The 15,436-nt window shown below is 74.3% G+C and carries 14 protein-coding genes; 4 read left to right on the forward strand and 10 right to left on the reverse strand.

Going from position 1 to position 15,436, the window contains the following annotated elements; translation table 11 throughout:
- Positions 1 to 35: 35 nt before the first annotated feature.
- Positions 36 to 686, reverse strand: coding sequence for a TetR/AcrR family transcriptional regulator (locus tag AB0H28_RS23915; protein ID WP_358044169.1), 651 nt, complete (start codon positions 684 to 686; stop codon positions 36 to 38).
- Between the two features lie 72 nt (positions 687 to 758).
- Between AB0H28_RS23915 and AB0H28_RS23920 the strand changes: the two genes are divergently transcribed.
- The 3 genes from AB0H28_RS23920 to AB0H28_RS23930 all read left to right on the forward strand — a co-directional run bounded on the left by AB0H28_RS23920 (position 759) and on the right by AB0H28_RS23930 (position 3,979).
- On the forward strand, positions 759 to 2,102 hold the full coding sequence (locus tag AB0H28_RS23920) for an MFS transporter (RefSeq protein ID WP_358044172.1): 1,344 nt from the start codon (positions 759 to 761) through the stop codon (positions 2,100 to 2,102).
- A 12-nt stretch (positions 2,103 to 2,114) separates the two neighbouring features.
- Positions 2,115 to 3,254 carry a hypothetical protein gene (locus AB0H28_RS23925; RefSeq protein ID WP_358044175.1) on the forward strand — a complete coding sequence of 380 codons (1,140 nt, stop codon included), beginning with the start codon at positions 2,115 to 2,117 and terminating at the stop codon, positions 3,252 to 3,254.
- Positions 3,255 to 3,391: 137 nt separating this feature from the next.
- Positions 3,392 to 3,979: a pyridoxamine 5'-phosphate oxidase family protein gene (locus tag AB0H28_RS23930; RefSeq protein ID WP_358044178.1), complete on the forward strand. Its 588-nt coding sequence runs from the start codon at positions 3,392 to 3,394 to the stop codon at positions 3,977 to 3,979.
- A gap of 7 nt (positions 3,980 to 3,986) precedes the next feature.
- Here the strand turns inward: AB0H28_RS23930 and AB0H28_RS23935 are convergent, their stop codons facing one another.
- A complete protein-coding gene (locus tag AB0H28_RS23935; protein ID WP_358044181.1) occupies positions 3,987 to 5,468 on the reverse strand; it encodes a peptide MFS transporter in 1,482 nt (493 codons plus the stop codon).
- 197 nt (positions 5,469 to 5,665) lie between these two features.
- Between AB0H28_RS23935 and AB0H28_RS23940 the strand changes: the two genes are divergently transcribed.
- A complete protein-coding gene (locus AB0H28_RS23940) occupies positions 5,666 to 6,007 on the forward strand; it encodes an RNA polymerase-binding protein RbpA (RefSeq protein WP_046564157.1) in 342 nt (113 codons plus the stop codon).
- A gap of 76 nt (positions 6,008 to 6,083) precedes the next feature.
- On the opposite strand, the gene AB0H28_RS23945 is transcribed toward AB0H28_RS23940, so the two are convergent.
- From AB0H28_RS23945 to AB0H28_RS23980, 8 genes are all read right to left on the reverse strand, one after another.
- Positions 6,084 to 6,602 (reverse strand): FxsA family protein, encoded by a 519-nt coding sequence (locus AB0H28_RS23945; RefSeq protein WP_358044184.1) that lies wholly within the window; start codon positions 6,600 to 6,602, stop codon positions 6,084 to 6,086.
- Positions 6,603 to 6,657: 55 nt separating this feature from the next.
- The gene (locus tag AB0H28_RS23950) at positions 6,658 to 7,437 is read right to left on the reverse strand and encodes a polyprenol monophosphomannose synthase (RefSeq protein ID WP_358044187.1); all 780 of its coding nucleotides are present in this window, start codon (positions 7,435 to 7,437) and stop codon (positions 6,658 to 6,660) included.
- Between the two features lie 24 nt (positions 7,438 to 7,461).
- Complete coding sequence (gene lnt / locus AB0H28_RS23955) at positions 7,462 to 8,997, reverse strand: apolipoprotein N-acyltransferase (protein ID WP_358044396.1); 1,536 nt, start codon at positions 8,995 to 8,997, stop codon at positions 7,462 to 7,464.
- A 632-nt stretch (positions 8,998 to 9,629) separates the two neighbouring features.
- On the reverse strand, positions 9,630 to 10,964 hold the full coding sequence (locus tag AB0H28_RS23960) for a glutamate mutase L (RefSeq protein ID WP_358044190.1): 1,335 nt from the start codon (positions 10,962 to 10,964) through the stop codon (positions 9,630 to 9,632).
- A 178-nt stretch (positions 10,965 to 11,142) separates the two neighbouring features.
- The gene (locus AB0H28_RS23965; RefSeq protein ID WP_358044193.1) at positions 11,143 to 11,541 is read right to left on the reverse strand and encodes a hotdog domain-containing protein; all 399 of its coding nucleotides are present in this window, start codon (positions 11,539 to 11,541) and stop codon (positions 11,143 to 11,145) included.
- A complete protein-coding gene (locus AB0H28_RS23970) occupies positions 11,538 to 12,296 on the reverse strand; it encodes an OAM dimerization domain-containing protein (RefSeq protein ID WP_358044197.1) in 759 nt (252 codons plus the stop codon). The genes AB0H28_RS23965 and AB0H28_RS23970 overlap by 4 nt, the downstream gene beginning before the upstream one ends.
- Complete coding sequence (locus AB0H28_RS23975; RefSeq protein WP_358044200.1) at positions 12,293 to 13,855, reverse strand: lysine 5,6-aminomutase subunit alpha; 1,563 nt, start codon at positions 13,853 to 13,855, stop codon at positions 12,293 to 12,295. Before AB0H28_RS23975 ends, AB0H28_RS23970 begins: the two co-directional genes overlap by 4 nt.
- Positions 13,852 to 15,432 (reverse strand): amidohydrolase family protein, encoded by a 1,581-nt coding sequence (locus tag AB0H28_RS23980; RefSeq protein ID WP_358044203.1) that lies wholly within the window; start codon positions 15,430 to 15,432, stop codon positions 13,852 to 13,854. Before AB0H28_RS23980 ends, AB0H28_RS23975 begins: the two co-directional genes overlap by 4 nt.
- Positions 15,433 to 15,436: the final 4 nt, after the last annotated feature.

Here is a 15,436-nt window from a genome sequence, read left to right on the forward strand (position 1 = left end):
GACCGCTGGATAATCCCCGGCGGGCGGGGCCCGGGTCAAGGGGTGCCGGGCGGATAGAGCCCGTCGAGGAACCGGTGCACGAACGCCCGGAACTCGCGCCGCTCCCGGGCCGCGGAACCGCTGCCGGCGGCCAGCGCCACCACGTGCCCGTGCACCGCCCAGACCAGGCTGCGCACCGTGACGTGCGGGGCCGGCTCGACCAGCGCCCCGGCCTCGGCCGCGGCGGCGAGCAACCGCTCGACCTGCCCGTACAGCGGCGCGGCGTAGCGCTGGTCCAACTCGGCGTGCCGCTGCGGCTCCAGCCAGCGGCGCAGCCACAGCGCGGTCGTCTCCGGCCGGTCCTGAAGGAAGTCGACGAACACGTCGACCAGGTCGTGCAGGGCGCGTACCGCGTCGGCCGGCCCGGCGGCCAGGGCGGCGCGCGCGCGTTCGGCGGCCGCCTCCAGGGCCTGTCGCTCGGCGCTGAACACCCGGGCGAAACAGGCGTCGTAGAGCTGCGCCTTGGTGCCGGTGTGGTGGGCGACGGTCGCCACGTCGACGCCGGCCGCCGCCGCGACGTCCCGCACGCTCACCGCGTCGAAGCCCCGCTCGGCGAACAGCGCGGTGGCGGCGGCGAGCACGAGGTCGCGGGTGGGTCGCTGGTCGTCGCGGCGGGGCCGGCCCGGCCGGCGGCGGGGCATGGTCATCCGGCCATTGTTCCCCCTACAATCCAGCATCCGTTGGATTGGGGGCGGCGCGCCCCGAGGCAGGAGGCGGCGATGACCGGGCTGGAGCAGCGACGCGAGGCCGTCGCCCTGCCACGCGGCCCGCTGGTCGGCTTCGCCGCCGGCTCGCTGGGCATGGGCGTCTGGGTCACCGTGCCCGGCCTGCTGCTGCTCTACTTCCTCACCGACGTCCTCGCGGTCGCGCCGTGGCTGGCCGGGCTGGCCCTGCTGCTGCCGAAGGTCGCCGACGTGCTGCTGCACCCGTGGGTCGGGCACCGCTGCGACGTCGAGCGGGCCCGCCGCGGTCACCGCCGGCGGCTGCTGCTAGCCGGTTGCGCGTTGCCGGCGGCGTTCGCCGCGGTGTTCGCGGTGCCCGGCGGACTCACCGGCGCGAGCGCGGCCGCCTGGGTGGCGGTGTTCTTCGTGGCCGGCAACCTGCTGTTCGCCGCCTACCAGGTGCCCTACCTGGCGACGCCGGCGGACCTGCGGATCGGCTACCACGAGCGGACCCGGCTGATGGCCTTCCGGATGGTGGTGCTGACGCTCGGCATCCTGCTCTCCGGGCTGCTGGCGCCGCTGCTGGCCGGCGGCGACGACGCCACCCGCGCCGGCTACCTGCGGATGGCCGTGGTGCTGGCCGCCGGCATGCTCGCCGCGATGGCGGTGGGGGTGGCCGGGATCGCCCGGCTGCGCCGCGCGGCACCCGCCCCGACGGTCGGGCCCGGCGCCGGCGGGTGGCGGGCGTTGACCTCGGCACTGCGCGACCGGCAGTTCCGCCGGCTGGCCGGCGCATACCTGGCCATGTCGACCACCACCCACCTGGTCCTGGCCGGGGTGCCCTACTACGCCGAGTACGAGCTGGGTCGCGCCCGGCTCACCACGGTGCTGGTCGCCGCGTTCGTCGCACCGGCGCTGCTGGTCACCCCGGCGTGGCTGGCGCTGGCCCGGCGCGTCGGCAAGCAGCGCGCCCTGCTCGGCGCGCAGGTCGCGTTCGCCGCCGGCGCGCTGGTGCTCGCGGTCGGCCGGCCGGCCGGGCTGCCGGTGCTGGTCGCCGCCGTGGCGGTGCTCGGGGTGGCGTTCGCCGGCATGCAGCTGCTGCCGTTCTCGATGCTGCCCGACGTGATCCGCGCCGCCGGCGCCGAGCGGGCCGGCACCTACACCGGGGTGTGGACCGCCACCGAGGCCACCGGCGCGGCGCTCGGCCCCTACGCGTACGCGTTGTGCCTGGCCGCCGGCGGCTTCGTCGCGTCGACCGCCGGGCAGAGCGTGGTCCAGTCGCCCGGCGCCCTCGCGGCGCTGCGCTACGGCTTCGGTCTGCTGCCCGCCGCCGTGATGGTGCTCGCGGTGCTGGTGCAGCGCCGCTACACCCTGGACGGCTCCGCCCGCGCCGAGCACTAGACTTCGCCCCCGATGGACGCCGAGCCCGCCACCGAGACCCGCCCCTGCGCCCACTGTGGTCGCGAGGTGCCGCAGCGCGCCGGCGCCGGCCGACCGTTCCGCTACTGCCGGGACAACGACGGCGCCTGCCAGCGGGCCGCCCGCAACTCGCGGATGCGTCACCGCAACTCCCCCGGCCTGCCCGGTCAGGTGGCGCGGACCTGGGAGGCGGTGGACCGGCTCGACCAGGTGGTGGAGACGCTCACCGAGGCGCTGCACGCCGAACTGTCCCCGGTCGGGGTGGAGCGGCAGCTCGCCGAGCTGCGCGCGCAGACGTCCGCGCAGGTCGCCGCCGCGCACGCCGAACGTGACGAGGCCCGCCGCGAGGCCGAGGACGCCGCCGCGGCGGCGGCCCGCGACCGGCAGGCGGCCCGGGCCGCGCTGGCCGACCGCGACACCGCCGCCCAGCGCGCCGACGCGGCGGACGCCGCGTCCGCCGCGTCGGACGAGCGGGCCGCCGCCGCCGAGACCGCCCGCGACGCCGCGCGCGCCGAGGCGGGCGCGGCGCAGGCGCTTCGGGCGCAGGCCGAACGGGACCGCGACGCCGCGCGCGTGGAACTGCGGACCGTGCGGGCCGAACGCGACGACGAGCGGCGGCGGGTCGCCGAGCTGACCGCCGAACGGGACGCCGCCCGCGCCGACGCCGAACGGGCCACCCGCTCCGCCGCCGAGTCCCTGGAGCGGGCGCACCGCCGGCGCGCCGAGGCCGACGCGGCCCACGCCGACGCGCAGGCCGCCCGGGCGCAGGCCGCCGAGGAACGCCGCGCGGCGCAGGCGGCGAGCGAGCGGGCCGACGCCGAGGCGGGCGCCGCGCGGGCGGCCCGCACCGAGCGGGACCGGGCGGCGGCTGCCCACGCCGAGGCGGTCGCGGCGGCGGACGCGGCCCGCGCAAAGGTGGTGGCACGGGCCGCCGACCGGGACGCGCTCGGCGCGGAACTGGCCGAGGCCCGGCGGGCGATAGCCGAAGCGCAGGCCCGCTCGGCCGAGTCGGCGGCCCGGCTGGCCGCGGCCGAGGCCGACCGGGACGCCGCCGAACGTCGCACCGGGCAGCTCGCCGACCAGGTCAGCGACCTGGCCGGAGCGCTGGCCGCGCTCGGTTCGCGGACCGGCTGACCCGACCGTCGGCGCGGCGGCTCGACGGCCGCGGGCGCCGGCGAGGTGGCAGCATCTCGATCACGCACCGCGTGGAGCCCGGCCACGGACCGGGACGGGGCAGCGCGACGCCGGCCCGCCGGGCGAGGATCGACGGCATGGGAAAGACCTACGAACGCATCGACGGCCGGTTGCGGAAGTTCATCGAGACGCAGCCGATGTTCTTCGTGGCCACCGCGCCGCTGTCCGGCGACGGGACGGTCAACCTGTCCCCCAAGGGTCTGCGGGGCACGCTGGCGGTGCTCGACGCGCACACCGTGGCCTACCTCGACTTCGCCGGCAGCAACGCCGAGACCATCGCCCACCTGCGGGAGAACGGCCGGGTCACGCTGATGTGGTGCGCGTTCGACGGTCCGCCGACCATCGTGCGGGTGCACGGGCGCGGCGAGCCGGTGTTCCGCGACGACAGCCGCTGGCCCGGCCTGCTGCGGCACTTCGACATCGACCCCACCCCGCACGGGCTGCGGGCGGTGATCGTGGTGCACGCCGCGCTGATCCGCGACACCTGCGGCTACGCGGTGCCGCTGATGAGCTACGACACCGACCGTGACCTGCACGAGCGGCGTTTCGCCCGGGAGGACGACGCGTCGCTGTCGACCTACTTCGCCGGCAAGGAACACATCGCGAGCAGCATCGACGGGCTGCCCGGTCTGCCGTTGCCGTTGCCGCCCACGCCGGCGCGCTGAGCGGAGGTCAGTGGATGCCGGCCATCAGGCCCCGGATCTGGCGGGTGAACATCACCGCGGCCAGCCCCAGCACCACCGAGGCCAGGCCGAAGGTGAGGAAGTAGGTCGACTGCGACCACCTGTCCGCCAGCCGGGCCACCTGGCCGCCGAGGGCGTCGCCGACGGCGGTGGCGAGGAACCACAGGCCGAGCATCTGACTGGCGTACTTCACCGGGGCGAGCTTCGTGGTGGCGGACAGGCCCACCGGGCTCAGCGACAGCTCGCCGGCGACCTGGATGGCGTAGACCGCGACCAGCCACCACGGTGAGACCAGGTCACCGCCGACGGCGGCGCGCGCGGCGGCGGCCATCAGCACGAACGACAGGCCGTTGAGCACCAGGCCGACGGCGAACTTCGTCGGCGTGGACACCCGGTGGCCCAGCTTGAGCCACAGCCAGGCGGCCAGCGGCGCGCCGATGATGATCAGGATCGGGTTGACCGACTGGAGCCAGGACGCCGGGAAGGTGAAACCCCCCACGTTCCGGTCGGTGCGGTCCGCGGCGAAGATGTTCAGCACCGACCCGGCCTGGTCGTAGATCAGCCAGAACGCGGCGGCGAAGACGAACAGCCACACGTAGGCCCGCATCCGGGAACGTTCGGTGTCGCTGATCTCCCGGTCGGTGAGGATCCGGGTGAAGTATCCGACGGTCACCAGCACGGTGACCACGGCGAGCAGGTTGACCACCGTGTCGACGGTGAACCAGCCGGCCAGCAGCAGCACCAGCAGCACCAGCAGCAGCGCGCCGACGACCACGCCGGCGCGGGTCAACGCCCGACGCCGGTCCGCGCCGAGCAGCGGGTCGGCCGGGCGGGCCCCGGCGTCGCCGAGGTTGCGCCGGCCCGCCACGTACTGCGCCACCCCGAAGGTCATGCCGACCGCGGCCGCCCCGAACCCCAGGTGCCAGTTGATCCGCTCGCCGAGGAACCCGGTGATCAGCGGGGCGATGAACGCGCCCAGGTTGATGCCCATGTAGAAGATGGAGAAGCCGGCGTCGCGGCGCGGCGAGTCCCGCTCGTACAGGTCGCCGACCATGGTGGAGATGTTGGGTTTGAGCAGGCCGGTGCCGAGCACGATCAGCGTCATGCCGGCGAACACGCTCCACCCGGTGGGGATCGCCATCACGTAGTGCCCGGCGGCGATCACCACGCCGCCCCACAGCACGCTGCGCCGCGCCCCGATCAGCCGGTCGGCGACCCACCCGCCGGGCAGCGCCATCAGGTAGACCATGGCGTTGTAGGTGCCGTAGACGGCGTTGGCGGTGGACTCGCCGATGCCGAGGCCGCCGTCGGCGACCGCCGCGGTCAGGTACAGCACCAGGATGGCCCGCATGCCGTAGAAGCTGAACCGCTCCCACATCTCGGTGAGGAAGAGGGTGGACAGCGCCCGCGGGTGGCCGAAGAACGTCTTCCCGGCGGGCGGTCGGGCCCCGACCGGCGCGTCACTGCTCATCGTCACCTCCGTCACGCATGGTGGGTAACATCCCCGGTGACGGGCGAAACACTCCACCGATTCGGTCGGCTGTCGCGGCCGGTTACCCTTGAGCGTCCCGACCCGCACCCGGCCCGGCCGGCGTGGGTGGGGAATGGGCGGGCGGTGACCGGCCGTTACGCCTGAGGACCAGCACCACGAACGAGGGGAAGTCGATCATGGGCGAGCGTATGCTGCGCGGTAGCCGGCTGGGCGCGGTCAGCTACGAATCCGACCGCAACACGGAGCTCGCGCCGCGTCAGACCCGCGAGTACCTGTGCGCCAAGGGCCACCAGTTCGAGGTGCCGTTCGCCGTCGACGCCGAGGTCCCCACGACCTGGGAGTGCAAGTTCGACGGCAGCGTCGCCCGGCTGGTCGACGGCAGCGAGCCGGAGCAGAAGAAGGCCAAGCCGCCGCGCACCCACTGGGACATGCTGCTGGAGCGGCGCTCGATCGCCGAGCTGGAGGACATCCTCGCCGAGCGGCTGCAGGAGGTCCGCACCCGACGCGGTCGCGCCTGAGACACCTGAACGTCGAAGCGCCCCCGGGGGAGTTCCCCCCGGGGGCGCTTCGACACGTCTGACCGGTTCCGGCGCGTCAGCGGTCCACGATCTCACCCTCGATCGCCGGGCCCGGCTGCGGCGGCCCCGCCGGCGGCTGCGCGGGGCTCGCCGGCGGCGGCTGCGGCGCACCCGGATAGACCCGCACCCGACGCGGGCCGAACAGGTCACCGGCGACCATCGACGACACCCGCCGCTCGGTGGAGCGGCGCACCCCGCCGGCGGCGAGGCGGCGCAGCGGCGGCCCCAGCAGCAGCAGCCCCACCACGCCGCTGACCAGGCCGGGCAGCGCCAGCAGCAGCGCGCCGGCCAACCCCACCAGCCCGTCGGTGACCTGCTGCCCCGGCGGCTGGCCGGCCTGCGCGGCAGCCCGGAACCCCCGCCACGCCCGCATGCCCTCGCGGCGCAGCAGCACCAGGCCCAGCAGCGACGCGGCGAACACCAGCAGCAGCGCCGCGCCGAACCCGACGGCCCGCCCGACCAGCACGAAAACGGCCAGCTCCAGCAGTGTCAGCAGCAGCAGAGCCGGCGGTAGAAATCTGAGTCCTCGGCGCATCTCACCCCATCCGCCCGGTGTGTCGTCACACCCCCCAAGCATGACACGCCCGCGCTCACGGCCACCGGGCCAACGCCCGCGGTCGGCCGCGCACCGCCGCGCGCCGGTCCCGCACCCCCCACCGGGTGACCCGCCACAGCGCCTCCGCCACGATCAGCGGACTCATCTTGCTGTCACCGTGCTCCCGCTCGGCGAACGTGATCGGCACCTCGACGATGCGCACCCCGGCCCGGTGCGCCAGCCGGGACAACTCCACCTGGAACGCGTACCCCTGCGAGCGCACCGACGCCAGGTCGATGGCGTCCAACGCCGTCGACCGGTACACCCGGTAGCCGCCGGTGGCGTCGCTGACCGGCATGCCCAACGCCAGCCGCGCGTACAGGTTGCCCACCCGCGACAGCAGCAGCCGCCGCCACGGCCAGTTCAGCACCCGCGCGCCGCGCGCCCACCGCGAGCCGATCACCACGTCGGCGTCGCGGGCGGCGTGCAGCAACGCCGGCAGGTCCTCCGGGGCGTGCGAGCCGTCCGCGTCCATCTCCACCACCGCGTCGTAGCCGCGCTCGCGCGCCCACCCGAAACCGGCCAGGTAGGCCGCGCCGAGGCCGTCCTTGCCCGGACGGTGCAACACGTGCACCCGCGGGTCGACACCGGCCAGCGCGTCGGCGATGCCGCCGGTGCCGTCGGGGCTGTTGTCGTCGGCCACGAGCACGTCCACCGCGGGCGCCGCCGCGCGGACCCGGGCCACGATCCGGCGCACATTGTCCGCCTCGTTGTAGGTGGGAATGACCACGAGGACCCGCCCCACCCCCGGATGGCCGGCTGCTGCCGCACCCACCGTCGCACCGCCCCTCTCGTCGGATCAGCCGGGCGTGACCTCCCGGTGGCGACGCGCCACGGCCGCGCCGGCCAGAGCCGCCACCGCCAGCGCCGCGAGCGCCGCCTCCGGCCACACCCCGGCCACCGTCGCCGGGGTACGCCCGTCCCCGAGCCGCATCTGCCGCACCACCACCTCGGCGGTGTTGAACCCGGTGGCACCGTCTACCCGCCCGTGCGGGGTCACGAACCCGGACACCCCGACCGTGGAGGCCATCAACGCGTACCGGCCGTGCTCGACGGCGCGCAGCCGCACCATGGCCAACTGCTGGCGGGCCTCGGCCACGTCGAACGTGGCGTTGTTGGTCTGCACCACCAGCAGCTGCGCGCCGCCGGTGACGGTGTCGCGGACGATGCCGTCGTAGGCGACCTCGAAACAGATCACGTCGCCGAGGGTGGCCGCGCCCGCGTCCAGCACCCCCGGGCGGTCGCCGGGGACGAAGTCGGAACGGACCCGGTCCACCTCGGCGCTGACCCGGCGGGCGATGGAACGCAACGGCACGTACTCGGCGAACGGCACCGGATGCCGCTTCGTGTAGACCTGGCCCACATCGGCGCCGCTGCCGGGACGCCACAGCAGCCCGGCGTTGCGGACCTGCCCCGGCCCGGGGCCGAGCAGCACCGCCCCGACCAGGATCGGCGCGCCGACCGCGTCGGCGGCCTGGGAGATGCGGTAGCCGGCGCCCGGGTTGCGCAGCGGGTCGATGTCGCTGGAGTTCTCCGGCCACACCACCAGGTCGGGGCGCTCCTGGGCGCCCTCGGCGACCCGTTCGGCGAGTTTCAGGGTGGCGTCGACGTGGTTGTTGAGCACCGCCTGCCGCTGGGCGTTGAAGTCCAGACCGAGGCGGGGCACGTTGCCCTGCACGATGGCGACGGTGACCGTGTCGCCGGCCCCGCGTACCCCCGCCGGCACGGCCGGGCCGGCGGCGAGCAGCGCCGCTGCGGCGGCGGTGAGCCCGGCCACCGGCCGCCACAGCCCGGCCTGGCGGCGCCAGTCCCGCCAGGCGACGGTGAGCAGGATCCCCCCGGCGAGCGCGACGGCGAACGTGACCAGCGGGGCGCCGCCGAGCGCGGCCAGCCGCAGCAGCGGCGACGTATCCTGGCTGAACGCCAGCCGCCCCCACGGGAACCCGCCGAACGGGATCCGGTCGCGCAGCGCCTCCTGCCCCACCCACAACACGCCGGTCAACACCGGCCACGCCGACCGGTGCCGGTCGGCCAGCGGCGACACCCAGGTCGCGCCGGCGCCCAGCAGCGCCACGAAGGCAGCCTGCAGCAGGCACAGCAGCGCCCACGGCAGCCAGCCGGTGTGCAGGCTGGTCCACTCCAGCAGCGGCGCGAACAGCGTCACCCCGGTCAGGAAGCCCAACCCCGCGCCCGCGCGCAGCCGCCGCCGGTGCGCCGCGGCGCCCAGCAGCGCCACCCCCACCGGCGCCAGCGGCCACAGCCCGTACGGGGGAAACGCCACCAGCAGCGCCAACCCGGCCAGCACGGCGGCCGGCACGGCCAGCGTCAGGGGCAGCGGACGCCCACCGGCGTACGCGCGCGCCCCGCCGGTGGCACCCGGCTGTTCCTTCTCGAGCGTCGTCACCGGCGCCTCACCACGATCACGGGCCGAAGGCTACCCGGCCGGGCCGCCCATCGGCCCACGCCCCGCGAGCGAGGGTTGCGCAACCCCGGCGGGTGGAACCTGGTGGTTGGGTGGGCCGGAGCCGGGACGCAGCAGTACGGGTGGCCGCTGGGCGGCGCCGGGGGACACGAAAATCGGGGCGCGGCATATGCCGCGCCCCGATGCTCCCAGGCCCTCCCCGGCCGGTGGGGCGAGGACGATCGGCGCCGACCTTCGGACCGACCGGACGTGGGACTGGCTGCCCCCGCCTGGCCGTTGTCTACTGGCCGTTCCTCTCACCCTGCCCGGACACCGGTAACCGCGACCCGTTCGCGCCGCCCCGCCGACCCCCGCCCGCTGGACCTGGCCGCCGCAACCTTCCGGTCACTCGGCCAGCGGACGAGAGGACGAAACGAACATCAGCCGCTTCCCGTGGTAGGACTCAAAGACGGTACGGCGTGCACCCCCGCCGCTGTCAACCCACCCCGGCCTGTCGTGTGTTGAGACACGGCGTGTCGGGTCGGCGCGTCTCGATGGGTGGACCCTCAGCCGCCCAGGTGGTGACGCAGCACCGCCACCGCCGACCGCGGATGCTCGACGGCGAGCAGCCCGGCCGCCGCCAACACATAGTCCACGTCGACGACCGGGCGGGCCGCGCGCGGCAGCGCCCACCCCCCGGCGTGATCGCCGAGCACCGCGCCGAGCACCGCCGCCGCGTCCAACGGGTCGGCGTGCCGCAACACCCCGCCGGAGCCGACCAGCAGCCGCACCTCCCGCAGATCCCGTCCGGCGCGCTCCCCGGTCGCCGCGCCCCGGGCGTGCCGGCGCAACGCCACGGTCGCCGCCAGCGCCGCGATCCGCCGATCCACCACCCGCTCGGCGTCCCCACCGGGCAGGAACCCCGGATCGGCGGCCCGCGCCGCCGCCGCAGCCGCGAGCACCGGCTCCTCCCCCACGTCGAGCAACCGCTCCTCGGCCGCCGCCCGCACCACCCCCGGCGCCGACCACCGCACGCCCAGGTCCCCCTCGACGGTGCGGGCCCGCCACAACGTGCCGGTGACCTCCCGACCCGGGCCGCTGTCCCGCTCGTCGGGGGTCAACACCGAGTACACGTCCGTGGTGGCGCCGCCGACGTCGACCACCGCCAGGTCACCGCCCACACTGTCGGCCAGCACCTCCACACCGGTGAGCACCGCGTCGGGGGTGGCCGCGCGGACCAGCCGCGCGAACCGGGCCCCGCGCGACAGCCGCTTGCCGCCGATGACGTGCCGCAGGAACACCTCCCGGATCGCCGCGCGCGCCGACGCCGGCGCCAGGACCCCGATCCGCGGCAGCACGTTGTCCGCCACGGTCACCGGCACCCCCGCCCCGGCCAACAGCGCGCACAACCCGTCGCGGGCATCCACGTTGCCCGCCAGCACCACCGGCACCCGCCACCGCGCCCTCGCCAACCGGGTCGCGTTGTGCGTCAACGTGTCGGCGTCACCGCCATCGGTGCCACCGGCCAGCAGCACCACGTCCGGGCGGGCCGCCCGCAACGCCGCCAGGTCCGCCGCGCCCAGCCGCCCGGCGGCCACGTGCACCACGTTCGCCCCCGCCGACAGGCCGACCCGCCGGCCCGCCTGCGCGGTGACCAGAGGCTCGTAGCCGATCACCGCCAGGCGCAACCCACCCCCGGCCGACGAGCACACGTACCACGGCACATCACCGACACCAGCCACCGCGGTCGCCGAAGCGACAGCGGCGTCCAGGCCGTGCAGCACATCCGTGCCCACCGTCGTCGGCGCGGACGCCACGCCGACCAGCCGGCCGCCGTCGAGGTCGACCACCGCCGCCTTCGTGTACGTCGACCCGACGTCGGCGCAGACCGCCGCCCTCACCGGTCGCCGCCCTCCGTTCGCCGCTGCGGGGCTCGCAGAACCGGCTCACTCCTCGCGCTCACGGAGCGTGTTCTTCGTTCGCGCTGCGGGGCTCGCAGAACCGGCTCACTCCTCGCGCTCACGGAGCGTGTCTTTCGTTCGCGCTGCGGGGCTCGCAGAACCGGCTCACTCCTCGCGCTCACGCGGGTGGCGGCACGACCACCGTGCCGGTCGCGGTGACCGCCACGACCGGCACGTCGAGCACCTCCGCGGCCGACTCACCCCGCTCCGGGCAGCCCCTGCACACCACCCGCGCCTCGAAGTCGATCGTCCGGCTGCGGGTACCCACCCGCGTCACCGTCGCGGTCACCTCCAGCACGTCACCGGCCTTCATCGGCGCCCGGAACTGCACGTCCGAGTAGGACGCGAACAGGCCCTCGTCGCCGTCGGTGCGGATGCACACCTCCGTGGCCACGTCACCGAACAACCCCACCGCGTACGCCCCGTCCACGAGGTTCCCCGCGTAGTGCGCGTGGGAGTACGGCACATAGCGGCGGTGCGTGACGGTCAACCCCAGCCGGGGATCCTGCTCGCTCAACTACCCGCCCTCCTCGACGTGATCAGCGTGTGCACGAGATAACTGGCGACCTCACCCGGAGTGGTGCCCCGACCGAAGATCCGATCCACACCCAGCTCACCGGTCATCGTCTCGTCGAACCGCGGCCCACCCACGATCAGCAACGGCCGCCTGCCCGCCGGCATCGCCTCCCGGAACGCCGCCGACATCTCCCGCGTGTTGTGCAGATGCGCGTCGCGCTGCGTCACCACCTGCGACACCAGCACCGCGTCGGCCTTCTCCTGCCGCGCCGCCTCGACCAACTCCGGCACGCTCACCTGCGCACCCAGGTTGCTCACCTTCAACTCCCGGTAGTACTCCAGGCCCTTCTCCCCCGCGATGCCCTTGACGTTGAGGATCGCGTCGATGCCCACCGTGTGTGCGTCCGTGCCGATGCACGCCCCCACCACCGACAACTTGCGGCGCATCCGCTGCTTCACCACCGCGTTGACCTCCTTGGCAGACAGCAGCGGAAAGTCCCGCTCCACCACCTGCACCTGGTCGAGATCCACCAGGTGGTTCACCCGCCCGTACACCACGAAGAACGTGAACCCGGCGCCGATCGCCTTGGCGTGCACCAACATCGCCGGATCCATGCCCATCCGGTTGGCCAACTGCACCGCCGCGCCCTCGGCCCGCTTGTCGTGCGGCACCGGCAACGTGAACGACACCTGCACCATGCCGTCACCGGTGGTGTCCCCGTACGGCCGCACGACCGTCTTCCCGCGCTCACTCATGACGGCTGCTGCTCCAGGATCTCCGTCGCCGGATTGAAGTAGTCGTCCTCGTGCTTCGCGACACCGTCGAGGCCCTTACCCCGGTCCGCCGGCCGCTTCATGATCCCGAAGGTGCCCTCGGCGATCGCCGTCAACAACGACTGCTGCCCGATCCGCTCCAACAGGTCCACCGCCTCACCCAGCACCCGGTGCGCCCGCTGCTGGATGAACCCGCCCGGCGCCGGCACGAAATCCTCGTGCAGGCCACCCGCCGCACCCAACACGTACCGCACGTTCTGCAACGCGATGTCCCGGTCCGACAACCACGGCGTCACCACCGCCTCGGTCATCATCCCCACCAGCAGGATCCCCTGCCCGGTCATGGTCCCCACCAGGTTGAAGAACCCGTCCAGCAGGTTCCCCCGGAACACGTCACCGGTCATGTGCTTCGTCGGCGGCATCCACTTCAACGGCGCGTCCGGGAACAACTCCCGCGCCAACAACGCGTGCGCCAACTCCAACCGGAACGACTCCGGCACATCCGGATTGATCTCGAACGCGTGCCCCAACCCCAACAACCGGTCGGCCAACCCCGCCTCGTGCGCGAAGAACTCGTTCAACAACTGCGACACCGTCACCGTGTGCGCCTCGTCCACCGCGTCCGCGGTGGTCAGGTAGTTGTCCTCACCGGTGTTGATGATGATCCCCGCCCGCGCGTGCACCTGCCGGGAGAACCGCTGATCCACGAACGTGCGGATCGGGTTGATGTCCCGGAACAGGATCCCGTACATCGAGTCGTTGAGCATCATGTCCAGCCGCTCCAGGCCGGCCAACGTCGCCATCTCCGGCATGCACAGACCCGACGCGTAGTTCGTCAACCGCACGTACCGGCCCAACTCCTTCGACGACTCGTCGAGCGCCGCCCGCATCAACCGGAAGTTCTCCTGCGTCGCGTACGTGCCGGCGAAACCCTCCCGGGTCGCGCCCTCCGGCACGTAGTCCAACAACGACTGCCCCGTCGACCGGATCACCGCGATCACGTCCGCGCCCGCCCGCGCCGCCGCCTGCGCCTGCGGAATGTCCTCGTAGATGTCCCCCGTCGCCACGATCAGATAAATCCACGGCCGCTGCCTCGGATCCCCGAACCGCCGCACCAACCGGTCCCGCTCCGCGCGCCGCCGGTCGATCCGCCGGATCCCCGCCGCCACCGCCCGACCCGACGCCCGCCGCGCCGCCGTCGCGGCCTTCGCCGTCGGCACCTCGAACCGCACCGACCCGGCCGCCGCCTTCTGCGCCAGCAACGTCACATCCGCGATGCCCTCGCGCGCCAACGCGTCGAACACCGGCAACGCCACCCCGCGCCCCAGACCCACATCGGCCACCACCGCGTCCACCAACCGGTTCACCCACGGAATCCCGTCCGGGTCCGCGCCCGACACCCCGGCCAGCCGCAACACCGCCCGCTCCACCGACACCGTCGTGTGGCTACGCGCCAGATCCACCACCGGCTGCCCCGCCCGACGCGCCAACTCGCGCGCCCGCGCCACCAACGCCGGATCCAACCCCAGCTTGCCCGTCACGAAGAACCTTCCTGATAGATCACGTCACCGCGCAACACCGTCGCCCGGCACACCGGCAGCGGAGTCGGATCACCCGGCCCCTGCACCTCCGGATCCTCCGCCTGCACCACCGGCAGACCCCGCTCCACCCCCGCCGGGCACCGCCACACCGCGAACGTCGCCGGCGCCCCCAACGCCAGCACCCCCTCGTTGTCCAGATGCACCGCCCGCCACCCACCCCGCGTGTGCGCCGCGAACGCCGCCCGCACACTCATCCGCTGCGACGGGTTGTGATGCGCCGCCGCCGCCCGCACCGACCCCCACGGATCCAACGGCGTCACCGGCGAATCCGACCCGAACGCCAACGCCACCCCCACCCCGTGCATCGCACCCATCGGATTCGATTCCAACGACCGCGCCAACCCCAACCGCGACTCGTACATCCGCCCCGAACCACCCCACAACCGGTCGAACGCCGGCTGCATCGACGCCACGATCCCGTACTCCACGAACCCCGCGATCAACCGCTTGCTCATGATCTCCGCGTGCTCCACCCGGTGCCGCGCCGCCCGCAACCGCTCCGTGCCCAACGTCCGCGCCGCCTCCGCGAACCCCGCCAACACCGTGCCGATCGCCGCGTCCCCGATCGCGTGGAACCCGCCCTGCATCCCGTGCGCCGCACAGTCCAACAAATGATCACGAACCTGCTCCGCCGACACGTACCCGTGCCCACACGCCCCCGGCTCACCATCCAGGTACGCCGCCGACACGTGCGCCGTCCGCGACCCCAACGCCCCGTCCGCGAACAGGTCACCACCGGCACCCACCGCACCCAGGTCCCGGGCCCGCGCCGCACCCAGCAACTCACCCCAGTACCCGTACACCTCCGGCACCCCGTCGCCCGACACCGCCAGCAACCCGGTGAAATCCTCCTCGTCGGAGATGTCCGGACCACCGCACTCGTGCACCGCCGCGACGCCCAACGACGCCGCGTGCCCCAACGCCCGCCGCTGCGCCGCCACCCGCTGCGCCCGCGTCACCGACCCGAACGCCGCCGCCCGCACCACATGGTGCGCGTCCCGACGCAACCACCCCGACCGGTCGAACCCCGCCGCCCCCGCCACCTCCGGGCACGCCGCCAGCAACGCCGCCGACACCAACGCCGAATGGATCGACGCCTGCGACAGATACACCCGGCGGCCCCCCGCCGCCCGATCCAACGCCGCCGCGTCCGGCAACACCCCATCCGACCAGGACGACTCGTCCCAACCGTGCCCCAGGACCACCGCGTCCCCCGGCAAACCACCCGCGAACGCCGACACCGCCGCCAGCAACTCACCCGCCGAGCGCACCGCCGACAGATCCAACCCCGACAACGCCAGCCCGGTGTCCGTCGCGTGCACGTGCGCGTCCACGAACGCCGGCGTCACCAGCGCACCGCCCAGATCAACCACCCGGTCGGCCACCGGCGCGTCCGCGTCCACGCCCAACCAGGCGATCCGCCCGTCGCGCACCAACAGCGCCGTCGCGCTCGGCTCGGCCGGACAGTGCAGCACCGCGCCGCGATACAACGTCGAGGGGTTCGAGGGGTTCGTCATGGTC

The sequence above is a fragment of the Micromonospora sp. NPDC050980 genome, from assembly GCF_040653835.1.
Taxonomy (GTDB): domain Bacteria; phylum Actinomycetota; class Actinomycetes; order Mycobacteriales; family Micromonosporaceae; genus Micromonospora.